Origin of the sequence: Roseomonas sp. OT10 (genome assembly GCF_020991085.1) — a bacterium.
Lineage (GTDB): Bacteria > Pseudomonadota > Alphaproteobacteria > Acetobacterales > Acetobacteraceae > Roseomonas > Roseomonas cutis.
The window spans coordinates 573,370-594,655 of record NZ_CP087719.1 but is presented as its reverse complement, the minus strand read 5'-3'; the positions used below and the strand labels follow the sequence as shown (position 1 = coordinate 594,655).

The 21,286-nt window shown below is 72.0% G+C and carries 20 protein-coding genes; 10 read left to right on the top strand and 10 right to left on the bottom strand.

All coding sequences use genetic code 11. The annotated features are described in order from the left end of the window. Nucleotides 1-34 precede the first annotated feature (34 nt). Entirely contained in the window at nt 35-1,930 is a 1,896-nt protein-coding gene (locus LPC08_RS02800; protein WP_304622056.1) for a bifunctional sugar phosphate isomerase/epimerase/4-hydroxyphenylpyruvate dioxygenase family protein, read from the bottom strand. Nucleotides 1,931-2,057: 127 nt separating this feature from the next. Beyond that, nucleotides 2,058-2,897 carry a 3-oxoadipate:acetyl-CoA acetyltransferase gene (locus LPC08_RS02795; RefSeq protein ID WP_230451209.1) on the bottom strand — a complete coding sequence of 280 codons (840 nt, stop codon included), beginning with the start codon at nt 2,895-2,897 and terminating at the stop codon, nt 2,058-2,060. Nucleotides 2,898-3,111: 214 nt separating this feature from the next. Between LPC08_RS02795 and aroQ the strand changes: the two genes are divergently transcribed. The 4 genes from aroQ (at nt 3,112) to LPC08_RS02775 (ending at nt 6,189) form a co-directional block, all read left to right on the top strand. Then, a complete protein-coding gene (gene aroQ / locus LPC08_RS02790; protein ID WP_230451208.1) occupies nt 3,112-3,564 on the top strand; it encodes a type II 3-dehydroquinate dehydratase in 453 nt (150 codons plus the stop codon). Next, nucleotides 3,561-4,421: a shikimate dehydrogenase gene (locus LPC08_RS02785; RefSeq protein ID WP_230451207.1), complete on the top strand. Its 861-nt coding sequence runs from the start codon at nt 3,561-3,563 to the stop codon at nt 4,419-4,421. Before aroQ ends, LPC08_RS02785 begins: the two co-directional genes overlap by 4 nt. 177 nt (nt 4,422-4,598) lie before the next feature. Continuing rightward, nucleotides 4,599-5,054, top strand: a complete 456-nt coding sequence (locus LPC08_RS02780) for a nucleoside deaminase (protein ID WP_370643285.1) — start codon at nt 4,599-4,601, stop codon at nt 5,052-5,054. Between the two features lie 121 nt (nt 5,055-5,175). Further along, a complete protein-coding gene (locus tag LPC08_RS02775; protein WP_230451205.1) occupies nt 5,176-6,189 on the top strand; it encodes a Bug family tripartite tricarboxylate transporter substrate binding protein in 1,014 nt (337 codons plus the stop codon). 462 nt (nt 6,190-6,651) lie between these two features. On the opposite strand, the gene LPC08_RS02770 is transcribed toward LPC08_RS02775, so the two are convergent. From LPC08_RS02770 to LPC08_RS02755, 4 genes are all read right to left on the bottom strand, one after another. Next, the gene (locus tag LPC08_RS02770) at nt 6,652-7,881 is read right to left on the bottom strand and encodes a pyridoxal phosphate-dependent aminotransferase (protein WP_230451204.1); all 1,230 of its coding nucleotides are present in this window, start codon (nt 7,879-7,881) and stop codon (nt 6,652-6,654) included. 132 nt (nt 7,882-8,013) lie between these two features. After that, entirely contained in the window at nt 8,014-8,862 is an 849-nt protein-coding gene (gene fghA, locus LPC08_RS02765) for an S-formylglutathione hydrolase (protein WP_230451203.1), read from the bottom strand. Between the two features lies 1 nt (nt 8,863). Then, the gene (locus tag LPC08_RS02760) at nt 8,864-9,991 is read right to left on the bottom strand and encodes an S-(hydroxymethyl)glutathione dehydrogenase/class III alcohol dehydrogenase (protein WP_230451202.1); all 1,128 of its coding nucleotides are present in this window, start codon (nt 9,989-9,991) and stop codon (nt 8,864-8,866) included. A 61-nt stretch (nt 9,992-10,052) separates the two neighbouring features. Next, nucleotides 10,053-10,835, bottom strand: a complete 783-nt coding sequence (locus tag LPC08_RS02755; RefSeq protein ID WP_230451201.1) for an NUDIX hydrolase — start codon at nt 10,833-10,835, stop codon at nt 10,053-10,055. A gap of 285 nt (nt 10,836-11,120) precedes the next feature. On the opposite strand from LPC08_RS02755, the gene LPC08_RS02750 reads away from it, so the two are divergent. Further along, entirely contained in the window at nt 11,121-11,753 is a 633-nt protein-coding gene (locus LPC08_RS02750) for a JAB domain-containing protein (RefSeq protein ID WP_230451200.1), read from the top strand. Then, entirely contained in the window at nt 11,750-12,511 is a 762-nt protein-coding gene (radC, locus tag LPC08_RS02745; protein WP_230451199.1) for a RadC family protein, read from the top strand. Before LPC08_RS02750 ends, radC begins: the two co-directional genes overlap by 4 nt. A 38-nt stretch (nt 12,512-12,549) precedes the next feature. Here the strand turns inward: radC and LPC08_RS02740 are convergent, their stop codons facing one another. Together LPC08_RS02740 and ahcY are read right to left on the bottom strand one after the other, a co-directional pair. Next, complete coding sequence (locus LPC08_RS02740; protein ID WP_230451198.1) at nt 12,550-12,972, bottom strand: DUF4149 domain-containing protein; 423 nt, start codon at nt 12,970-12,972, stop codon at nt 12,550-12,552. Nucleotides 12,973-12,989: 17 nt separating this feature from the next. Further along, complete coding sequence (gene ahcY / locus LPC08_RS02735) at nt 12,990-14,420, bottom strand: adenosylhomocysteinase (RefSeq protein WP_230452965.1); 1,431 nt, start codon at nt 14,418-14,420, stop codon at nt 12,990-12,992. A gap of 199 nt (nt 14,421-14,619) precedes the next feature. Between ahcY and LPC08_RS02730 the strand changes: the two genes are divergently transcribed. The 4 genes from LPC08_RS02730 to LPC08_RS02715 are packed head-to-tail and all read left to right on the top strand — an operon-like array spanning nt 14,620 to nt 18,440. Continuing rightward, nucleotides 14,620-15,651: an extracellular solute-binding protein gene (locus LPC08_RS02730; RefSeq protein WP_230451197.1), complete on the top strand. Its 1,032-nt coding sequence runs from the start codon at nt 14,620-14,622 to the stop codon at nt 15,649-15,651. Beyond that, nucleotides 15,651-16,763 (top strand): ABC transporter ATP-binding protein, encoded by a 1,113-nt coding sequence (locus LPC08_RS02725; RefSeq protein WP_230451196.1) that lies wholly within the window; start codon nt 15,651-15,653, stop codon nt 16,761-16,763. The genes LPC08_RS02730 and LPC08_RS02725 overlap by 1 nt, the downstream gene beginning before the upstream one ends. Then, nucleotides 16,760-17,635 carry an ABC transporter permease gene (locus tag LPC08_RS02720; protein ID WP_230451195.1) on the top strand — a complete coding sequence of 292 codons (876 nt, stop codon included), beginning with the start codon at nt 16,760-16,762 and terminating at the stop codon, nt 17,633-17,635. Before LPC08_RS02725 ends, LPC08_RS02720 begins: the two co-directional genes overlap by 4 nt. 10 nt (nt 17,636-17,645) lie before the next feature. Beyond that, nucleotides 17,646-18,440, top strand: a complete 795-nt coding sequence (locus LPC08_RS02715) for an ABC transporter permease (protein ID WP_230451194.1) — start codon at nt 17,646-17,648, stop codon at nt 18,438-18,440. Between the two features lie 573 nt (nt 18,441-19,013). Here LPC08_RS02715 and LPC08_RS02710 read toward each other — a convergent pair. Both LPC08_RS02710 and hydA read right to left on the bottom strand, forming a co-directional pair. After that, nucleotides 19,014-19,589 carry an AAA family ATPase gene (locus LPC08_RS02710; RefSeq protein ID WP_255702329.1) on the bottom strand — a complete coding sequence of 192 codons (576 nt, stop codon included), beginning with the start codon at nt 19,587-19,589 and terminating at the stop codon, nt 19,014-19,016. A 203-nt stretch (nt 19,590-19,792) separates the two neighbouring features. Continuing rightward, the gene (hydA, locus tag LPC08_RS02705; protein WP_230451192.1) at nt 19,793-21,247 is read right to left on the bottom strand and encodes a dihydropyrimidinase; all 1,455 of its coding nucleotides are present in this window, start codon (nt 21,245-21,247) and stop codon (nt 19,793-19,795) included. Between the last annotated feature and the right edge of the window lie 39 nt (nt 21,248-21,286).

Sequence of the window (21,286 nt, the reverse complement as noted above, 5' to 3'; positions counted from 1 at the left end):
CACGGCCCGTGCGCCCATGACCCGCCTAGGCGCCCTACCCGGCGGCGGCCGCCGCGCGCAGCCGCGCCTGGGCCGCCAGGCGGACGGGGGCGTTGGGGGCGCCGAAGCCGGCGTAGCCGCCCTCGCGCTCGACCAGCTCGAAGAAGAAGCGGTCGGCGAAGGCGGCGGTGTAGGCGTGCAGGAACTCGCCCCCCGCGGCCTCCCGGTCGTAGAGCAGGTTCAGCGCCTGCAGCGCGGCAAGGCGCTCGCCATCCAGGCCGAAGCGCGCGTCGAGGTCGTCGTAGTAGTTCTCCGGGATCGGCAGCAGCGGCGCGCCGCGCGCGGCGGCGTCGGCCACCGCCGCGCGGATGTCGGCGGCGCGGAAGGCGACGTGGTGCACGCCCGCGCCGGCGAAGGCGGAGACGAAGCGGCCGGTGGCGGTCCCGCGGTCCTCCGAGGCGTTGAGCGAGAGGCGGAAGCTGCCGTCCGGGCTGACCATCGCGCGGCTGCGGACGAGGCCATAGGGGTCGGGCAGCTCGAACAAGGCCTGCGGCTCCATGCCGAAAAGGCCGCGCCAGAACAGGATCATCCCGTCCATCTGACCAGGGGCCAGGGCGAAGGCGAGGTGGTCCACCGCCTCCAGCGTCGGGCCCGCGGGGTCCTGCCCGGGGAGGAGGTGGAAGTCGTCGGCCCAGAAGCTGCGCCCCGGCTCCTCCGGCTGGACCAGGTAGAGCAGCGTGCCGTCCGGCGCGCGCACCGCCGGGATGCGGCGCTCGCCGGCGCCGACGCGCTCGCGCCAGGTGGAGCAGAGCAGCGCCTCCGCCCGCGCCAGGGTGGCGGCGGTGTCGTCCACCCGCAGCGCGATGGCGCAGACGGAGGGGCCGTGCATCTCGAAATGCTCGGAGGCGGCGCTGTCCGGCTCGGCGTTCAGCACGATGTTGCAGCCGCCGCGGCGATAGAGCACCACCGCCTTGGAGCGATGCTCGCCGGCCAGCCGGAAGCCCAGCGTGCCGAGGAAGCCGGCCAGCTCCGCCCCGCTCGCCTCGTCCACGGCGAATTCCAGGAACTCGACGCCGTGCAGCACCGGCAGCGGCGGCAGCGGCGCGGTGGGCACCGCCTCCGTGCCGGCGGCGGCCTCCACCAGGATCAGCGAGCGCAGCCCGTCGCGGGCGTTGCGGCGGGCGGGGGCGGCGCGGAACTCGTCGTTGAAGATCTCCAGCGAGATCGGGCCGCGATAGCCGCTGGCCAGCACCGCCTCCAGGAAGCCGGTGACCGGCAGGGCGCCCTGGAAGGGGAAGTTGCGGAAGTGGCGGCTCCACTGGAGCACGTCCATCTCCAGCTTCGGCGCGTCGGCGAGCTGGACGTAGAAGATGCGCCCGCCCGGGATCTCCGCGATGCCGGCGGGGTCGTCGCCCAGGGAGAGCGTGTGGAAGCTGTCCACGATCAGCCCCAGGGCGGGGTGGTCGGCGCGGGTGACGATGTCCCAGGCCTGGCGCCAGCGGCTGGTGTTGCGGCCCCAGGCCAGCGCCTCGAAGCCCACGCGCAGCCCCCGCGCGGCGGCGCGCTCGGCCATCTCGCGCAGGTCGGCGGCGGCGCGGGCCGGGTCGTCGATGCAGGAGGGCTGCACGTTGGAGCAGACCAGGACGAGGTCCGTGCCCAGCTCCTGCATCACGTCGAACTTGCGCTCGGCGCGGGCGAGGTTGCGGGAGCGCTGCGGCTCCGGCATCGCCTCGAAGTCGCGGAAGGGCTGGAAGATGTCGATGCGCAGGCCCAGCCCCCCGGCGATGGCGCGGACATCGGCCGGCGTGCCGTTGAAGGTGAGCAGGTCGTTCTCGAAGATCTCCACCCCGTCGAAGCCGGCGGCCGCGGCGGCCTCCAGCTTGTCCGGCAGGGTGCCGCTCAGCGAGACGGTGGCGATGCTCTTGGGCAGGCGCAGCGGCGTGGCGAGCATGGAGAGCGGTTCCGGTGCAGGAGAGGCGGCGGCCCGCTCGGGACTGCCGGAGGCGGGTCGCCCCCGGGGATCGGGCCCCCGGGGATCGGGGCGGAGGCCCCGCGCGGCCGGGCGCGGGGCCGTCCGTTCAGGCGGCCGGGACGGGCTTCAGCTTCAGCAGGGCGCGCGCCTCGGCCGGGGTGGCGACGGGGCGGCCGTAGGTCCCGCAGAGGTCGGCCACGCGCTTCACCAGCTGGGCGTTGCTCTCGGCCAGGGTGTTCTTGTCCCAGCGGATGTTGTCCTCCAGGCCGGTGCGGACGTGGCCGCCCATCTCCAGCGCCCAGTGGTTCACCTCCAGCTGGTGGCGGCCGATGCCGGCGGCGGTCCAGGTGGCGTCGGGCAGCATCTCGCGCAGCTTCTGGACCTCGAACTCCAGGATGTCGCGCTTGGCCGGCAGGGCGTGCTTGACGCCGAGCACGAACTGCACGTGCGGCGGCGGCTTCAGCAGCCCCTGATTCACCATGTCCACCGTGTTGTAGAGCATGGCGAGGTCGAAGGCCTCGATCTCCGGCTTGATGTCGTAGTCCAGCATCTGCTGCGCCAGGTGGCGGATGAAGTCCGGCGGGTTCTCGTAGACGATGGTGGGGAAGTTGACCGAGCCGGTGGCGAGCGAGGCCATGTCCGGCTTCAGGTAGAGCATCGCGCCCCGCTGCTCCATGGAGCGGCCGCGGCCGCCGGTGGAGAACTGGATGATGATGTCGGGGCAGTGCTTGCGGATGCCCTGCTGCAGCGCGTCGAACTTCGCCGGGTCGGAGGAGGAGGATTCGTCCTCGTTGCGGACGTGGACATGGACCAGGGTCGCGCCGGCCTCGTAGGCTTCGTGGGTCGATTCCACCTGTTCCGGCACGGAGATTGGGACCGCCGGGTTGTCCTTCTTGCGCGGCACCGAGCCGGTGATGGCGACGGCGATGATGCAGGGATCGGCCATGGGTTCCTCCTGTTTCGACGCTCGGCCCCACCGCCTCGATAGCAGCTTGCGACGCGGCTGGGCAGGAGGCCGCGGAGGGCGGGAGACGTTGCGCGCTCCACGCGTTGACATGGACGTACCGGATAGTACATAAACGGACAAGCCCGTTCGCCCAGGGATGGACCCGCATGGGCCGCCCGGCGCTACAAGGGCGCGGCAGAGGGGAGAGCGCGCCATGGCCGCCAGCCGAATCGTCTATGTCCTGAACGGTCCCAACCTGAACCTGCTGGGCAAGCGCGAGCCGACGATCTACGGCCGCGAGACGCTGGAGGATGTCGAGGCCGAGTGCCGCGAGCTGGCCGAGAGCCTGGAGCTGGAGATCGAGTTCCGCCAGACCAACGCCGAGTTCCAGCTCATCGACTGGATCCACGAGGCACGCGAGATCGCGGGGGGCATCGTCATCAACCCCGCCGGGCTGACCCATACCTCGGTGGCCGTGCGCGACGCGCTCGCCGCCTGCGACTTCCCGATCTTCGAGGTCCATATCTCCAACATCCACCGCCGCGAGGAATTCCGGCATCACTCCTATGTCTCCGGCGTGGCGACGGGCGTGATCTGCGGCTTCGGCACCCAGGGCTATCCGCTGGCGCTGCAGCGCCTGTCCCGGCTGATGGAGGACGTGGCATGAGCTGGGCGGAGAAACGCCCCGTCCTGGCCGGGCTGATCGGCGCCGGCATCCAGGGCTCGCTGACCCCCGCCCTGCACGAGCGCGAGGGCGCCGAGCAGGGGCTGCGCGAGATCTACAAGCTGATCGACCTGGACCGGCTCGGCGTCACCGCCGACGCCCTGCCGGAGATCCTGACCGCCGCGAAGCGCATGGGCTATGACGGGCTGAACGTCACCTATCCCTGCAAGCAGCGCATCATCCCCCTGCTCGACGGCCTGTCCGACGACGCCCGCGCGCTGGGCGCGGTGAACACCGTCGTGCTGCGCGACGGCAAGGCGGTGGGCCACAACACGGATTGGTGGGGCTGGGCCGAGGCGTTCAAGCGCGGCCTGCCGGACGCCCCGATGGGCCGCGTGGTGCAGCTCGGCGCCGGCGGTGCGGGGGCGGCGGTGGCGCATGCCGCACTGACCCTGGGCACGGGGCGGCTGAGCTTGTTCGACGTGGACGCCGCGCGCGCCGCCGACCTCGCGGCCGAGCTGTGCGGGCGCTTCGGCGCCGGCCGCGCCGTGGCGGGCGAGGACCAGGCGGAGGCCGTGGCGGCCGCCGACGGGCTGATCCACTGCACCCCCACCGGCATGGCGAAGCTGCCCGGCCTGCCGCTCCCGGCGGAACTGCTGCACCCGCGGCTGTGGGTGTCGGAGATCGTCTACTTCCCGCTGGAGACGGCGCTGCTGAAGGCGGCGCGCGCGATCGGCTGCCGCACGCTGGACGGCGGCGGCATGGCGACCTTCCAGGCGGTGGAGGCCTTCCGCCTTTTCACCGGCATCGAGCCGGATGCGGAGCGGATGCGGCGCCACTTCCTGTCCATGGTGGGCTGACGGCGCCATCCTGAGGGCGCCGCCCCCCATCCCGCCACGCGGCGCGGGCGGCGGGTCGGCCCGGTGCGGCGCATCCCCGGTCTCCGGGATGCGCCCCGGCCGCCACCCGTGCATCCTGGCCGCCATGACGCAGCGGGGGACGGGATGGACGACGCGCTCTCGGACACGGATCGGCGCTTGCTCGCGAAGGCCATCGCCCTCTCGCACGAAAGCCGCGCGGCCGGGCACCACCCCTTCGCGGCGCTGGTGGCGGACGCGCAGGGCGAGGTGGTCGTGCAGGCCGGCAATGACAGCCGCCCGCCCGGGGGCGACCCCACCCGCCATGCCGAGCTGGTCGCCGCGGCCGGCGCCGCCCGCCGGCTGACGGCCCAGGCGCTGCAGGGCGCCACGCTCTACAGCTCGGCCGAGCCCTGCGCCATGTGCGCCGGGGCCATCTACTGGTGCGGCATCGGGCGGGTGGTCTACGCCCTGTCGGAGCGCCGGCTGCTCGCCCTGACCGGGGCGCATGCCGAGAACCCGACCCTCTCCCTGCCCTGCCGCGAGGTCTTCTCGCGCGGCCAGCGCCGCATCGCCGTGCTCGGCCCGGCGATGGAGGAGGACGCCGCCAGCGCGCATGCGGGGTTCTGGGCGTAGCGCCGCCGCCGCCCGCGGCGCGGTATCCCGCGATGTGGGGCCTGCCGCCCGGACCACACCCTGGACGCGCGCGGGCACGGCGTGCTGTTGGGGCAGGAAAGAAGCCGAGCGAGGTTCCGCCATGCCCCACCGCCCCCTCTCCCGCCGCCCGCTGCTGGGCACCGGCCTCGCCCTGGCCGGCACCGCCCTCGCCCCCCGGGCCTTTGCCCAGGGGGGTGTCCCAGGGGGCGGCGATGGCTGGCCCGACCGGCCGGTGCGGCTGGTGGTCCCCTTTCCCGGCGGCAGCACGCCCGACCTGGTGGCGCGCTCCATCGGCGGCTACCTGGCGTCGCATCTCGGCCAGCCGGTGGTGGTGGACAACCGCGCGGGCGCCGGCGGCAACATCGGCACCGACCTCGTGGCCAAGGCGACGGACGGGCATACGATCGGCCTGTCCATCAACGGTCCCATCACCACGGCGCCGGCCCTCTTCCCCAGCCTGCCCTATGACCCGCTGCGCGACCTGAGGCCGATCGCCATGGCGGTGCGCGCGCCGCAGCTGCTGGTCATCGCCCCCGGCGTGCCGGCACGGGACCTGAAGGGGTTCCTGGCGCATGTGAAGGCCAATCCCGGCAAGCTCTCCTTCGGCTCGGTCGGCGCCGGCTCCGGCGGGCACCTGGCCATGGTCGAGCTGATGGCGCGCGAGGGGCTGCGGATGGAGCACATCCCCTATCGCGGCTTCCCCCAGGCGGTGCTGGACCTCGTCGCCGGGCGGATCGAGACGATGATCGTCACCATCGGCGCCGTGCTGCCGCAGGTGCAGGAGGGCAAGGCCATCGCCCTGGCCTCCACCGGCGAGCGCCGCGCCCCGGAGGTGCCGGAGGTGCCGACCCTGGCCGAGGCAGGAATCTCCGACGCCACCTCCTATGGCTGGTCCGGCCTCTTCGCCCCGGCCGGGATGCCGGAGGCCCATCGCGCCCGGCTGGAGGCGCTGGCCGTCGCCGGCTTCAAGGAGCCCGTCGTCCGCGCCCCGCTGGAGAAGGCAGGCTTCGAGGTGATGGGCCTGTCGTCCCGGGACTTCGCCACCTTCATCGCCGCCGAGACGGCGCGCTGGGGCGGGCTGATCGAACGCCTCGGCATCCGCGCGGAGGGGTAAGGGCGGGGATTCCCAGAGGGGCGGCGCCCCCACCCTTGGGTGCGGCATCATACGCGCGGCGTGATGTGCTGACGTCTGCCGGACTGGCGCCCGTGGCCCGGGGGCAAGGCTCTGCCTCGCCCCCGTACCCCCACTCCGCCAGGACCCTGCGGGCCCTGGACCCGAAGGGCGCTGCCGCGCGGATGATTGCGACGGGGTTGAGGCGCCGAGGAGCCATGCTCCTCGGCGGGTACGGCTACCGCACTCGCGGACGCCTACAACTCTTTTCTGGAGTCCCGTCTGTCCACGCTCCGTCAGGGTTTAGCCCGGAGACTGACGCCCACCGGAAGCACCAGACTCTCAGCGGGGACCGGGGCCCGCTTGTGGCCCCGGCAGGGGAGGGTCTGGGAGGGGACAGCGTCCCCTCCCGGTCCGACGATGGAACACCACAGCGCGACGGGTCGCGACATCCCGCTGTCCGGATCAGGCCAGGAAGAACGCCCGCAGCCTCGCCACTGCCTCGCGGGCCAGCTCCGGCGAGATGGCGAAGCAGAGGCGCAGGCAGCCGGCGCCATCCTCGCCGAAGGCGGTGCCCGGCGCCACGCCGACCTTGGCCTCGAACAGGATGCGCTTCGCCAGGGCACGGGCGTCGTCCTCCCCCTCCACGGAGAAGAACAGGTAGAAGGCCCCGTCCGGCGCGCGCATCCGCAGCTTCGGCAGGCCGGACAACCCCTCCACGAAGATCGCGCGGCTCTCGGCGCAGCGGCCGACCATGGTGCGGATGAAGCCGTCGCCCTGTTCCAGCGCCACGATGGCGGCGTGCTGGATGAAGGTCGGGATGGAGGTGGTGCTGTACTGGCCGATCTTGGCGAAGGTGGCGTCCATCCCCTCGGGGAAGACGATCCAGCCGGCGCGCCAGCCGGTCATCGCCCAGTTCTTGCTGAAGGTGTTCGTCACCAGCAGCCGGTCGTTCGGGCCGCAGAGCTGGAGGAAGGAGGGCGCGATCGCGTTGCCGTAGGTGAAGTGGTTGTAGACCTCGTCGGAGATGATCCAGATGCCGCGCTCGCGCGCGAAGGCGACGAGGCGCTCCATGTCCGCCCGCGGCATCATCCAGCCGGTCGGGTTGGAGGGGGAGTTGACGATGATCGCCTTCGTGCGCGGCGTGACGGCCGCGAAGACGTCCTCCAGCGGCAGCACGAAGCCCCCCTGCGCGTCGCGGCGGAAGGCGACGGCGACCGGCGCGCCGCCGCAGATCCGCGCCGCCTCGACCATGTTGGGCCAGGCGGGGGCGTGGTAGATCACCTCGTCACCCGGCTCCAGCAGCGCCTGGAAGGCCTGCATGATCGCGTTCATGCCGCCCGCGGTGATGGAGAAGCGGGAGGGGTCCACCGCCACCCCCCAGTGCCGCGCGTGATAGGCGGACAGCGCCTCGTGCAGCTTCGGCAGGCCCAGCGAGTAGGTGTAGCGCGTGTGGCCCTCGCGCAGGGCGGCGACGGCGGCCTCGGTGACGATCTCCGGGCTCGGCAGATCCCCCTCGCCGATCCACAGCTTGATCACCGCCGGGTCCTCGCGGGCGAGGTCGGCGATCTCCGCGATCTGGCTGGCGCCCAGGCCCTGGATGCGCGCGGGCAGGTCCGCCGCCGGGGCGGGCATGGCGTGCGACGCCTGGCCGGGCGGACGCTGGGACGGGTGCAGGTCGGGTTCGGCGTCCATCGGGTTCCTCGGGGCGGCCTCGGGCGGAGCGGGGCGGCATAGAGCGGAACGCGGGGGGCGGGAACCCACGAAGGGCGAAGGGCCGCCGTGCGGGGAGCGGAGAGGCGCGGCGGCCGCCACCCCGCCCGCCCGTCAGGCGCGCAGCCGCTCCGCGTGCCAGGCCAGGTGGTCCGCGATGAAGCTGCTGATGAAGAAGTAGGAGTGGTCGTAGCCCTCCTGCATCCGCAGCGTCAGCGGGATGCCCGCGGCCTTGCAGGCCTCGGCCAGCAACTCCGGCTTCAACTGCTCGGCCAGGAAGGGGTCGGCCGTGCCCTGGTCGACCAGGATCTCCGGCAGCAGCGCCCCGTCCTCGATCAGCGCCACCGCGTCGTGTCCGCGCCACCCCCGCCCCGCGCCGAGATAGGCGCGGAAGGCCTTCACCCCCCAGGGGCAGCTCATCGGCGCCACGATCGGGGCAAAGGCGGAGACGGAGCGGAAGCGCCCCGGATGCCGCAGCGCGAGCGTCAGCGCCCCGTGCCCGCCCATGGAATGGCCGGTGACGGATTGCCGCGCCCTGTCGGCGGCCGGGAACGCCGCCGCGATCACGTCGGGCAGCTCGCCCGTGATCCAGCTCTCCATGCGGAAATGCGGTGCCCAGGGGCCCTGCACCGCATCCAGGTAGAAGCCCGCGCCCTGGCCGAGGTCGTAGGCCGCGTCATCCGCCACGCCCTCGCCGCGCGGCGAGGTGTCGGGGACCACCAGCATGATCCCCAGCTCGGCGGCGACGCGCTGCGCCCCCGCCTTCTCGGTGAAGTTCGCCTCCGTGCAGGTCAGGCCGGAGAGGAACCACAGCACCGGGACCTTGGCATCGCGCAGCGCGCCGTCGCCCGCTTGCGGCGGCAGGTAGACGCCGAATCGCATCGGCACGCCAGTCGCCGCGCTGTCATGGCGGCAGACCAGCTGGGTGCCGCCGAAGCTTCTCGCGCGGGAGACGACCTCCATCTCAGTAGATCACGACGGAGCGGATCGACTTGCCCTCGTGCATCAGGTCGAAGCCGTGGTTGATGTCGTCGAGGCCCATGGTGTGGGTGATCAGGCTGTCGATCTCGATCTTCCCCTCCATGTACCAGTCGACGATCTTCGGCACGTCGGTGCGGCCGCGCGCGCCGCCGAAGGCGGTGCCCTTCCAGACCCGGCCGGTGACGAGCTGGAAGGGGCGGGTGCTGATCTCGCGCCCCGCCTCGGCCACGCCGATGATGATGCTCTCGCCCCAGCCGCGGTGACAGCATTCCAGCGCCTGGCGCATCACGTTCACGTTGCCGGTGGCGTCGAAGGAGAAGTCGGCGCCGCCGCCGGTCAGGTCCACGATGGCCTGCACCACCTTGTCGTTGCCGACCTCGTTCGGGTTGACGAAGTCCGTCATGCCGAACTTCCGGGCCATCTCGACCTTGGCGGGGTTCAGGTCCACGCCGACGATCTTGTCCGCGCCCACCATGCGGGCGCCCTGGATGACGTTCAGACCGATGCCGCCCAGGCCGAAGACCACCACGTTCGCGCCCGGCCAGACCTTGGCGGTGTTGATGACGGCGCCGATGCCCGTCGTCACGCCGCAGCCGATGTAGCAGATCTTGTCGAAGGGCGCGTCCTCGCGGACCTTGGCCAGCGCGATCTCCGGCAGCACGGTGAAGTTCGCGAAGGTCGAGCAGCCCATGTAGTGGAAGAGCGGCTTGCTGCCCCCACCGGCCGGCTCGCAGTGGAAGCGGCTGGTGCCGTCCGGCATCACGCCCTTGCCCTGGGTGGCGCGGATCGCGGTGCAGAGGTTGCTGCGCTGGGACAGGCAGGTTTTGCACTGCCGGCATTCCGGCGTGTAGAGCGGGATGACGTGGTCGCCGGGCTTCAGGCTGCGCACGTCCTTACCGACCTCGCGCACGATCCCCGCCCCCTCATGGCCCAGGATGGCGGGGAACAGCCCCTCCGGATCGGCGCCCGACAGGGTGTAGGCGTCGGTGTGGCAGATGCCGGTGGCCATCACCTCCACCAGCACCTCGTTGTCGCGCGGGCCTTCCACGTCGATCGTCTCGATGGTGAGCGGCTTGCCGGCGGCCCAGGCGACGGCGGCACGGGTCTTCATGGGCGGTGGTCTCCCCGGGGGATGATCGGTCCCGCCAGGGGACCGCGACACTCCCCCCGGGTTAGCCCGATTCGCCGCCCGGCAAAATGGCGGCGGCGGACGGCCGTGCCCGCGCCGGCCCCTCGAGCCGCCGGCGGTCGCGCCCCTGGAACCAGATCAGCGGCCGACCGGGCCGCGCCACCTCCGGCAGGGCCATCAGCGCCCGGAACTCGGCGAGCACCTGGGCGGTGATCGGGGCCAGGTCCCGCTCCGGCGTGCCGCTGACGGGGTACCAGCCCAGCGCCTCCAACTCGCCGCTGCCCGCCAGCCCGCCCTGCGCCGCGTCGGCCGGGGCGGTGAGGAAGCGGGCGTTGAAGCGCACCGGGCTCATCGGCGGCGTCACGGCACGGCAGAGATAGTCCAGCGCCGCCAGATCCGGCCGCAGGGCGCCGCCCGGCCCGGCATCGCCCAGACGGAGGCCGGTCTCCTCCCACAGTTCCCGCACCGCCGCCGTGGCGATGGCCCGCGCCCGTGCCGGGGTGGCCCGGTGTTCCAGCGCGCGCCGGGGCTCCGGGCGCAGCGGGCTGGCCAGTGGCACCCGGGAATCCGCGGCATCCACCCGTCCGCCGGGGAAGACCAGCCGGCCGGGCATGAAGCGGTGCCGGCTGCTGCGCACGCCCATCAGCACCTCGAGCCCCGCCGGCCCCTGGCGCCAGAGCAGCAGCGTCGCGGCATCCCGTGGCCGGACCGCGCGTGCGGGGGGCGGCTCGCCGGCGGCGGTGAAGTCCGTGGCGCGGAAGGGGGGCGGCTCCGGCGCAGCCTCTCCCGGCGGTGGCCCTTCCTCCCGGCGTGCTTTCCCGTTCATGGCCGCCAGCCTCGCATCTCGGACCGCGGGGCGGAAGGCTTCCGCCGTGCCGGACGCGGCGGCACGCGGCACCTCCTGGACGGCACCTCGTGGGTTGTGCGACGCCTCGCCGTCTGCAACCATGAATCCCTGCGCGATCCAGGACGGAACCGCACAGGATTGCCGATGCCCCGAGACGTCACGCCCGGCGAAGGGCTCTCCCTGCCTTTGCCACCCGGCCGGTCTGCGCCTCCTGGTCTGGAGAGGCCCTTCGCCACCACCGGCCCCCAGGGTCATCGCGCGCGCATGCGCGACCGCCTGCTGGCCGGCGGTCCGGACGCCCTGCCGGATTACGAGGTGCTGGAGATGCTGCTCTTCCTGGGCATCCCGCGCCGCGACACCAAGCCGCTGGCCAAGGCGACGATCAACCGCTTCGGCAGCCTTGCCGCCGTGCTCGGCGCCACCCCGGCCGAGCTGCGCCAGGCGCCCGGCCTCGGGCCGGACAGCGTCGCCGCCCTGAAGCTGGTGGAGGCAGCGACGGCGCGGCTGACGCGTGCGGAGTCGGTCGAGCGACCGCTGCTGAGCAGCTGGGACCGGCTGATGGACTACCTCGCCTTCGCGCCCATCGGCGCGGCGCCGCTGCGGGTCCTGTTCCTGGACAACCGCAACCGGCTGCTGGCGGACGAGCCCTGGCCCGCCGCGACGGAGGCGCCGCAGCCGCGCGACGTGATCACCCGGGCGCTGGAGCTGCACTCGACCGCGCTGATCCTGCTGCAACGGCAGCCGGCGGGCTGGACGGGGCCCGGGCGGCCGGAGGCAGCGCTGTCCACCCGGCTGCGCCGTGCCGCCGCGGTGCTGTCCATCGTGCTGCACGACCACCTGATCCTCGGCGGACCGGAGCCGGTCAGCCTGCGCCGTGCCGGGCTGCTGGCCGCATGAACCGGCCGTCGCCCGGCTTCGCGGATGCCACCGGCTTCCCCGATGGCTTCGCGCGGCCGGATCCGCTGCTCAGCCCGGCTTCCCCTCCCCCGCCGCCGCCGGGCTGCGCCCCCCGCCTCCTGCGCGAGGCGCTGGCGACCCAGGGGGCGGATGCGCTGTCCGACGAGGATCTGGCCACGCTGCTGCTGGGCTTCGTGCTGCCCGTGGACAGCCGCCCCCTGGCCCAGGCCGTCCTGCGCCGCTTCGGAAGCTTCGCCGCCCTGCTGGCCGCGCCGCAACGCGAGCTGCGCGCGGTGCCGGGGCTGGGCACCCATGGCATCTCCGCGATCAAGCTGGTGCACGCGGCGGCGCTGCGCCTGGCCCGGGCGCAGGTGATGCACCGGCCGGTGCTGGACCGCTGGGACGCGCTGATCGCCTATCTGACCGCCGCCCTGGCACGGGAGCGGGTGGAGCAGTTCCGCGTGCTGTTCCTCGACGGGGAGCACCGGCTGCTGGCGGATGAGGCGCAGGCGCGCGGAACGGTGAACCACACGCCCGTCTATCCGCGGGAGGTGGTGAAGCGCGCCCTGGAGCTGCGCGCCGCCGCGCTGATCCTGGTGCACAACCACCCCAGCGGCGATCCCACGCCCTCGCGCGAGGATCTGGCGATGACGGAGCAGGTGCGCGAGGCGGCCGAGAGCCTGTCGATCGACCTGCACGACCATGTCATCGTCGGCAACGGCCGCCACCTGAGCTTCCGGCAGGAAGGGCTGATCTGATCGCGGCCAGCCGGGCGCGTCTCGGGCCCGTCCGGCCGTCAGGTCGCGAAGCGGGTCAGGATCACGGCACCCACCAGCATCTGCGCCAGGTTGACCAGCACCGAGAGGCGGTGCCCGCGGGCGAAGCGCCGCCGGGCCACGGCATCGCCCGCCTGCGCCGCGTCGGAGGCGGCGTTGATCGCCGGCATCAGCCATTGCCGCAGCCAGCCCGCCACGCCGGCGACGAGGAACATCGCCAGCGCGTCGAAGGGCCGCACGAACAGCAGCGCCACACCGGCCAGGGCCGCGGTGCCCAGCACCCAGAGGTAGTAGACGGGGAAGACCTGCCGGATGAAGGGCCCCGAATGGGTGGCCGGCAGGCGGGTGAAGACCAGCGGCGCGACGCCGGCGGCGAAGTAGGCCATGCCGCCCAGCATCAGGGCGGTGGCGAACAGCGCCAGCAGCGTCGCGGCCCCCGTCATCTCAGCACACCGTCAGGTCAGTAGCGGTACTGCTCGGTCTTGAAGGGACCGGCCTCGGGCACGCCGATGTAGTCGGCCTGCTGCTTGGACAGCACCGTCAGCTTCGCGCCCACCTTCTCCAGGTGCAGGGCCGCGACCTTCTCGTCCAGCTTCTTGGGCAGGGTGTAGACCTGCTTGCCGTAGGCCGAACCGTTGGTCCACAGCTCGATCTGCGCCAGGGTCTGGTTGCTGAAGGAGGCGCTCATCACGAAGGAGGGGTGGCCCGTGGCGTTGCCCAGGTTCACCAGCCGGCCCTCGGAGAGCAGGATCAGGCGCTTGCCGTCGGGGAACTCGATCTCGTCCACCTGCGGCTTCACGTTCTCCCACCTGTAGTTCTTCAGCGCCGCGACCTGGATCTCGCTGTCGAAGTGGCCGATGTTGCACACGATCGCGCGGTGCTTCATCGCCCGCATGTGGTCGATGGTGATGACGTCCACATTGCCCGTGGCGGTGACGAAGATGTCGGCGCGCGGGGCGGCGTCCTCCATCGTCACGACCTCGTAGCCCTCCATCGCCGCCTGCAGCGCGCAGATCGGGTCGATCTCGGTGACGATCACGCGGCAGCCGGCGTTCTTCAGGCTGGCGGCGGAGCCCTTGCCCACGTCGCCATAGCCCGCGACGCAGGCGACCTTGCCGGACATCATCACGTCCGTGCCGCGGCGGATGCCGTCGACCAGGGATTCGCGGCAGCCGTAGAGGTTGTCGAACTTCGACTTGGTGACGCTGTCGTTGACGTTGATCGCGGGGAAGAGCAGCCGCCCCTCCTTCGCCATCACGTAGAGGCGGTGCACGCCCGTCGTCGTCTCCTCCGACACGCCCCTGATGCTGGCGGCCAGCTTGGCGAACCAGCCCTTGCGGGTGGCGACCAGCTCCTTGACCAGGGCGTAGAAGACCTCCTCCTCCTCGTTCGTGGGCTTGTCGAGGAAGGCGGTGTCGCCCTGCTCGGCGCGCAGCCCGTAATGCACGAGGAGGGTCATGTCGCCGCCGTCATCCAGCAGCAGGTTCGGCACGCCGTCCGGGTTCTCGGCGGTCACGGGCCAGTCCAGCGTGCGGCGGACGTAGTCCCAGTACTCCTTCAGGCTCTCGCCCTTCACCGCGAAGACCGGCGTGCCCGTGGCGGCGATGGCGGCCGCGGCGTGGTCCTGGGTGGAGAAGATGTTGCAGGACGACCAGCGGACATCGGCGCCCAGCGCCTTCAGCGTCTCGATCAGCACGCCCGTCTGGATGGTCATGTGCAGGCAGCCGGAGATGCGGGCGCCCTTCAGCGGCTGGTCCTTGCCGTATTCTCGGCGGATCGCCATCAGGCCGGGCATCTCGTCCTCGGCCATCGACAGCTCCTTGCGGCCCCAGCCGGCGAGGGAGAGGTCGCGGACGACGTGGTCCGTGGCGGGCTGGTGGGTGTCGGGCATGGCGTCGGTCGTTCCGGAATCGTTGGGGCGCAGCGGCGGGCCGGCCGGGGCCGGCGGCGAACGCACATCAACATATCCTTATGTGATTTGGCGGCGCAGGGGAAGCCTTTCGCGCCCGGCCGGTCGGCCGGCCGCATGGCATGCCCATTGCATACAAATCCGTCATCCTTCGTCCATGCGATGACCGGGAGTCTCCCCCATGCACCGTCCCACGCGCCGCCACCTCCTGGCCGGCTCCGCCGGCCTGGCGGGCCTTCTCGCCGCCCCGGCGGTGCTTCGCGCGCAGACGAAGGAGATCTTCGTGGGCGGCCCCGCCTCCCCCGGGCTGACCGACGTGCTGTTCCCGCTGATCGAGCGCAAGCACGGCTTCAAGATCCTGTTCGAGGGCTCCAACTCCCTCGTCAACCTGGAGAAGATCCGCGCCAACAAGGCCCGCCCGACCATGACGGTGACGATGATGGACGACCCCGTCCTGATCCTCGCCGAGCGGGAGAAGGTCATCACCCCGCTGAAGGGCACGGCCATCCCCAACCTCGCCGACCTCCGCGCCGATGCGAAGCCGCGCGACGCGATGTGGGCGAACTGGTGCCTGCCCGCCGCCTCCATTGCCTACAACACGGACAGCGTGAAGCCCTCCCCCGCCTCCTATGCCGAGGCCTGGGACCCGAAGTACCGCGACAAGGTCATCCTGATCTCGATGCGCATCACCCAGGCGGTGGTGCCGCTGATCGCCGCCGCCCACCTCGCCACCGGCAAGCCGCTGGCCGACTGCCTGAAGGAGGCGGATGCGGGCATCGAGAAGCTGAAGCAGATGAAGCCCAACATCCTCCAGGTCACCAGCAACACGCCCCAGGCGCAGCAGCTGCTGGAGACGGGCGAGATCGACCTCTTCCTCAGCCCCGACAGCCGCTCCGTCCTGTTCCGCAAGTCCCAGGGCGCGCCCTGCGACCTGGCGCGGCCGAAGGAGGGGACGGTCGCCATGCCGGCCGGCGTCGCGCTGGTCGCCAACGGGCCGAACCCGGAACTGGGGATGAAGTTCATCGACGAGCTGCTGAGCCCCGAGACCCAGGCGATGGTCGCCAAGACCTTCTTCTCCAGCCCCACCAACACCAAGGCCGTCCTGCCGGCCGGACTGAGCTTCCCCGAGCTGACGGTGCTGGACTGGGAGTACTTCGCCGACAACCGCAACCGCTGGATCGAGCGCTTCGAGCGCGAGATCTCGGGCGGCTGATGCTGATCGGCCCGCGCCCGGCGGCGGGGATGCCCGCCGCGACGCTGGAGACGGCGGAGCATCTGCGCGTCACGGGGGTGAGCAAGCGCTTCGGCGCCGCCACGGTGCTGGACGACCTCTCCCTCTCCGTGGCGCGGGGCGAGTTCGTCTCCCTCCTCGGCCCCTCCGGCTGCGGCAAGACGACGCTGCTGCGGCTGGTCGCGGGGCTGATGCGTCCCGATCGCGGCAGCATCGCCGTGGGGGGCGCGGACATCACCCGGCTGCCGGCGCACCGGCGCAACATCGGCGTGGTGTTCCAGAACTACGCCCTGTTCCCGCACCTGACGGTGGCCGAGAACCTGGCCTTCGGCCTGCGCGCCCAGGGCGCGCCACGATCCGGTCGCGCCGCCCGGGTGGCGGAGGCGCTGGCGCTGGTCCGCATGGGCGAGCATGCCGACAAGCCCGTCACGGCGCTGTCCGGCGGCCAGCAGCAGCGCGTGGCGGTGGCCCGCGCCCTGGTGGTGCGCCCCTCCCTGCTGCTGCTGGACGAGCCCTTCTCCGCGCTCGACCGCAAGCTGCGCGACACGATGCAGGTGGAGCTGAAGGGGCTGCTGCGCGAGGTCGGCATCACCGCCATCTTCGTCACCCACGACCAGGAGGAGGCGCTGGTCGTCAGCGACCGGATCGCCGTGATGAACGCCGGGCGGATCGAGCAGCTCGCCGATCCCGCCACGCTCTACGGCAGGCCGGCGACGCTCTACGTCCTGGACTTCGTCGGACGCTCCACCCGCCTGACCGGCCGGGTGCTGGAGAGCGCGGGCGGCGAGGTGCTGGTGGAGACGGCGCTGGGCCGGCTGCGCGGGCGCGGCAGCTTCCTGCCCGGCTCGCCCGTGGTGGCCGCGATCCGCCCCGAGGCGATCGCCCTGGCCGGGGCGGCAGAAGAGGGCCTGGCCGTCCGGGTCGCGGATGTCAGCTTCCTCGGCTCCCGCGTGCAGCTGCATCTGGACCTGCCGGCGGAAGGGCCGGATCGCGGCATGGTGGAGCTGACCCGCCTGCCCGAGGGGATCGCCCCCGGCAGCGCCGTCCGGCTGGTCCTTCCGCCGGACGAGGTCATGGTCTTCCCCGCGGCATGAGCGCGACCGCCGCCTCCCTCCCGGCCGCGGCGCCCGTCGCCGCGGCGCGCCCGTCGCTCGATCCGCTGGCCCTGCTGGCCCTGCCGGCGCTGGCCTTCATGGCCGCCGTCTTCGCCCTGCCGATGCTCCTGCTGCTGGTCACCTCGCTGCGCGGGGCGGAGGGGTTCAGCCTGGCCGGCTACGCGAAGCTGCTGGGCGATCCCTACTACCTCAACGTGATCGGCCGCTCGCTCTGGCTGGGGCTGACCACCATGCTGGGTGCCGCCCTCCTGGGCTACCCGGCGGCCTTCGCCCTGGCCCGGGCCAAAGGCTATTGGCAGGTGGTGCTGTTCTCGCTGGTCTTCCTGCCGATGACGGTCAGCGTGATCGTGAAGTCCTTCGGCTGGGCGATCATGCTGCGCCGGGACGGGATCGTGAACTGGTTCCTGCTGTCGGCCGGCTGGATCGACCGGCCGCTGCGCCTGCTCTTCACCGAGGAGACGCTCTACATCGGCATGATCAACGTCTTCCTGCCCTTCATGGTGCTGCCGATCTATTCCGGCGTGCGCATGATGGACGCCCGCCTGCCGGAGGCGGCGGCGACGCTGGGCGCCGGGCCGCTCTTCCGCTTCCTGCACGTCATCCTGCCGCTCAGCCTGCCCGGGCTGGTGGCGGGGGCGACGCTGGTCTTCTCCCTGGCCGTCGCGGCCTATGTCACGCCGCAGCTCCTCATCGGTGAGCGCTACATGACCATGTCGATGGTGATGGCGAAGGCCTTCCTGAACCTGCGCGACTGGCAGCTCGGCGCCTCGATGGCCGCCATCCTGCTGGCGGTCGCGGTGGTGGTGGTGGTCGGCGCGGCGCTGCTGCAGCGCCGGCTGGCGCGGCGGTGAGGAGGCGCGCATGACGGAACGGCTGGGCCCGGCCTTCTGCTGGACGATGCTCGTGGTGGTGCTGCTCTTCCTGCTGCTGCCCATCCTCGTCGTCATCCCCGTCTCCTTCAACGAGACGGCGGTGTTCCGCTTCCCGCCGGTCGGCTTCTCGCTGCGCTGGTACGAACGGGTCTGGCAGATCGACGCGCTGCTCTCCGCCCTCTGGCTCTCCGCCAGCATCGCCGCCCTCTCCACCGCCATCTCGCTGGTGCTGGGCACGCTCTGCGCCGTCGCGCTGGTGCGCGGGCAGGTGCCCTGGGGGAATGCGATCGCCACCTTCATGGTCTCGCCGCTGATGCTGCCGGGCCTGGTGCTGGGCATCGCCCTGCTGCAGGCGGCGCGCGAGGTCGGGCTGCGCGACGCCTGGTGGTCGCTGCTGGTCGCCCATGTGGTGATCACCATGCCCTTCGTGATGCGCACGGTGCTGGCCAGCCTGTCGCTGTTCGACTTCGCGCTGGTCGACGCGGCCCGTACCCTGGGCTGCTCCTACCCGCTCGCGCTGTGGCGCGTGCTGGTGCCGGCCATCCTGCCCGGCTTCCTCAGCGGCGCGCTCTTCGCCTTCTTCGCGTCCTTCGACAACTACCCGGTTTCCATGTTCCTGGTGGATGTCCGCACCAAGACCCTGCCCATCCAGTTGCTGAACCAGCTGGAAACATCGCCGGACCCGACGCTGGCCGCGGTCTCCGTCCTGCTGATCGGGCTGACCGTGCTGATGCTGCTGCTCTGCGACCGGCTGGTCGGGCTGCGCCGGATGGCGGCGCTGTAGCGTCGCCGGAAGCCGCCGACACGCCCGGCGGCTGCCCGGTGTCGGAAGCGAGCAGGGCTGCGATGCCGATGCGCTCTGGCACGACCTGCACGCCAAGGGTACGAAGCCCGTCATCCCAGGCCGCCGCTGCCGCAAACGTTCCATCCGGTCGCCGGGTCATACGGACGGCGGGAGCCCTGATCCGTACGGGGGTGGTACCCGTAGCCCGGGGGCAAGGCGCCGCCTCGCCCCCGATACCCCCACTCGGCCAGGACCCTGCGGGCCCTGGACCCGATGGGCGCTGCCGCGAGGCTGTCTGTAACGGGGTCACGGCGCCGAGGAGCCATGCTCCTCGGCGGGACCGGCCGCCGCACTCGCTGACGCCTTCTGAGCTTTTTCGGAGTCCCGCCTGTCCGCGCTTTCCCCGGGATCAGCCCGGAGACTGACGCTCACCACGGAGAGCCAGACTCCCAGCGGGGACCGGGGCCCGCTTGTGGCCCCGGCAGGGGAGGGTCCGTGGAGGGGACAGCGTCCCCTCCCGGTCCGACGATGGAACACCGCAGCGCGACAGGTCAGGTCATCCTGCCGTCGGCATCAGTCATTCCCTGCGGTTTGAACAAGCGCCGGTGTCAGCGTCTCCTGACCCGTCCCGACAGGCGCATCGAGAGACGCCAGCACGAAGTCGGCGCGCTGCGCCGTCGTCGTCTTCGGCAGCGGGATCACCTCGTAGCCCAGGGCCGGGAATGCCCGCATCAGGCGATCATACTCCGCCACCGCCGCGTCGAAGCCATGCTGGCGATCCGCGTCCGTCACATAGATCTCCGGCCAGGGCGGGGCCATGAACATGCGGCGATGGTAACGATGCGTCAGGCAGAGAGAGCGCAGGGCCGGATCGCCGGTCAGCGCCTCCAGCGCGGACGCCGCGTCCACCAGACCACGATCGAAGAACACCCAACCTTCCTGATCCGGGGCGGTCCTCCGGTCATCCAGCGCCATCTCGATGGCACGGCGCAGGAACGTCGCCAGATCGACCCAAGGCAGCGCGCTGCCGCCGGAGGCCAGCTCCTCGCCGATGATGCGACGGCCGGGCTCCTCGACGACCGTATGGCCGCGCACGCTCAGCTCGGTCATCAGGGTCGACTTCCCGCCGCCTGAGCAGCCCGAAATCACGACCAGACCTTTCGCCACGAAGCCTCATCCTTTCGTGGAACATCGGCGGATGCGGGAGGCGCGTCCAGCCACGGTTCCGTGCCGCAGGCCGGCAGCACGGGATCCGAATCAACCCGCCAGATCAATGGCCCGATCGAATTCCGGCCCCAGTCCGATGCTGGGGCCGGGAGGCGATGCCGGCCCGCCGCCCGGGGGCGGCGCCCTTACGCCGGCACGCCGTCGACCGGGTTGAACGGCCCCGGGAACACCCCGCGCGGCGCGATCAGCGGATAGGCGTCACGCGCGAGGAACCGCCCGCCGCCGGGGCCGGTGACGATCTCGCCCTGGTCGCAGACGACGGTGCCGCGCACCAGCGTGGTCACCGGCCAGCCGGTCACGCGCATGCCTTCATAGGGCGTGTAGTCGCTGCCATGGTGCAGCAGGCTGTTCGTGATGGTGACTTCCTTCGCCGGATCCCAGATCGCGAGGTCCGCGTCGGACCCCACGGCGATGGTGCCCTTGCGCGGATGCAGGCCGAAGAGCTTGGCCGGGTTGGTGGCGGTGATGGCGACGAAGGTCGGCAGGTCGATGCGGCCCTTCGCCACCCCTTCCGAGAACAGCACGGGCAGGCGGGTGGCGATGCCGGGCAGGCCGTTGGGCACCTTGGTGAAGGGGGCGTCCTCGCCGAAGGCCTTCTTGCCGTCCGGCCCTTCCCAGCGGCTCGGCGCGTGATCGGAGGAGACGTTGCCGATCACCCCGGCGCGGATCGCGGCCCAGAGCGCCGCGTGGTCCGCCTTGCTGCGGGCCGCGGGGCTGAAGATGTACTTCGCGCCCTCGAAGCAGGGGCGGTCCATGTCCTCGGCGGTCAGGGTCAGGTACTGCGGGCAGGTCTCGGCCCAGACCTTCAAACCGCGCGCCTGGCCGCGCGCCACCTCCTCCGCCGATTCCGCGCCGGAGACGTGGAAGACCTGGATCGGCACGTCGAGCGCCTCGGCCATGGCGATGATGCGGTGGGTGCACTCGCGCTCCACCACCATCGGCTTCACCCAGCCGTGGTATTTCGGCGCGGTGAGGCCGGCGGCGAGCAGGGCGTCGCGATAGAACTCGATCATCTCGTGATGCTCGGCATGCACGCAGACGATGGCGCCCAGGCGGCGTGCGGCGGCGAGGATCCGCAGCGCCTCGCTGTCCGTGACCCGCGCCCCTTCGTAGGTCAGGAAGATCTTGAGCGAGCGGTGCCCCGCCTCGACCAGCGGCGGCAGCTCCCGTTCCAGCAGATCCGCCGTCGGGTCGGTCAGGATGAGGTGGAAGGCGTAGTCGATGCGCGAGGCCTTCGCCAGCTCGTGGTAGGCGGCGACCTTGTCCGTCAGCGTGCCGCCGCGCGGCTGCCGCGCGAAGCAGATCACCGTGGTGGTGCCGCCTGCGGCCGCCGAGGCGGAGGCCGTGTCGAAGCTGTCGGCGTTGCGCAGCGGGGCCTTCGGCGGCTCCTCGATATGCGCGTGGGTGTCGACGCCGCCAGGCAGGACGAGGCGCCCCGCCGCGTCGATCTCGCGCAGGCCGGGCCCGAGGTTGCGGCCAAGGGCGGCCACGACGCCGTCCGCGATGCCCACGTCGCAGGCAGTGACGTCGCTTGCGGTCACGACGGTTCCGTTCCGGATCACGCAATCGAAGGATGCCATGCGCCACCACCTCCCGATGTGATGAGACCATCGCGGCCC

Coding starts and splice junctions, on each gene's coding strand:
- ahcY (WP_230452965.1), bottom strand. CDS start 14,420: ATGCCCGACACCCACCAGCCCGCCACGGACCACGTCGTCCGCGACCTC.
- LPC08_RS02755 (WP_230451201.1), bottom strand. CDS start 10,835: ATGAACGGGAAAGCACGCCGGGAGGAAGGGCCACCGCCGGGAGAGGCT.
- LPC08_RS02795 (WP_230451209.1), bottom strand. CDS start 2,897: ATGGCCGATCCCTGCATCATCGCCGTCGCCATCACCGGCTCGGTGCCG.
- LPC08_RS02740 (WP_230451198.1), bottom strand. CDS start 12,972: ATGACGGGGGCCGCGACGCTGCTGGCGCTGTTCGCCACCGCCCTGATG.
- LPC08_RS02750 (WP_230451200.1), top strand. CDS start 11,121: ATGCGCGACCGCCTGCTGGCCGGCGGTCCGGACGCCCTGCCGGATTAC.
- hydA (WP_230451192.1), bottom strand. CDS start 21,247: ATGGCATCCTTCGATTGCGTGATCCGGAACGGAACCGTCGTGACCGCA.
- LPC08_RS02730 (WP_230451197.1), top strand. CDS start 14,620: ATGCACCGTCCCACGCGCCGCCACCTCCTGGCCGGCTCCGCCGGCCTG.
- fghA (WP_230451203.1), bottom strand. CDS start 8,862: ATGGAGGTCGTCTCCCGCGCGAGAAGCTTCGGCGGCACCCAGCTGGTC.
- radC (WP_230451199.1), top strand. CDS start 11,750: ATGAACCGGCCGTCGCCCGGCTTCGCGGATGCCACCGGCTTCCCCGAT.
- LPC08_RS02715 (WP_230451194.1), top strand. CDS start 17,646: ATGACGGAACGGCTGGGCCCGGCCTTCTGCTGGACGATGCTCGTGGTG.
- LPC08_RS02775 (WP_230451205.1), top strand. CDS start 5,176: ATGCCCCACCGCCCCCTCTCCCGCCGCCCGCTGCTGGGCACCGGCCTC.
- aroQ (WP_230451208.1), top strand. CDS start 3,112: ATGGCCGCCAGCCGAATCGTCTATGTCCTGAACGGTCCCAACCTGAAC.
- LPC08_RS02720 (WP_230451195.1), top strand. CDS start 16,760: ATGAGCGCGACCGCCGCCTCCCTCCCGGCCGCGGCGCCCGTCGCCGCG.
- LPC08_RS02760 (WP_230451202.1), bottom strand. CDS start 9,991: ATGAAGACCCGTGCCGCCGTCGCCTGGGCCGCCGGCAAGCCGCTCACC.
- LPC08_RS02725 (WP_230451196.1), top strand. CDS start 15,651: ATGCTGATCGGCCCGCGCCCGGCGGCGGGGATGCCCGCCGCGACGCTG.
- LPC08_RS02785 (WP_230451207.1), top strand. CDS start 3,561: ATGAGCTGGGCGGAGAAACGCCCCGTCCTGGCCGGGCTGATCGGCGCC.
- LPC08_RS02800 (WP_304622056.1), bottom strand. CDS start 1,930: ATGCTCGCCACGCCGCTGCGCCTGCCCAAGAGCATCGCCACCGTCTCG.
- LPC08_RS02770 (WP_230451204.1), bottom strand. CDS start 7,881: ATGGACGCCGAACCCGACCTGCACCCGTCCCAGCGTCCGCCCGGCCAG.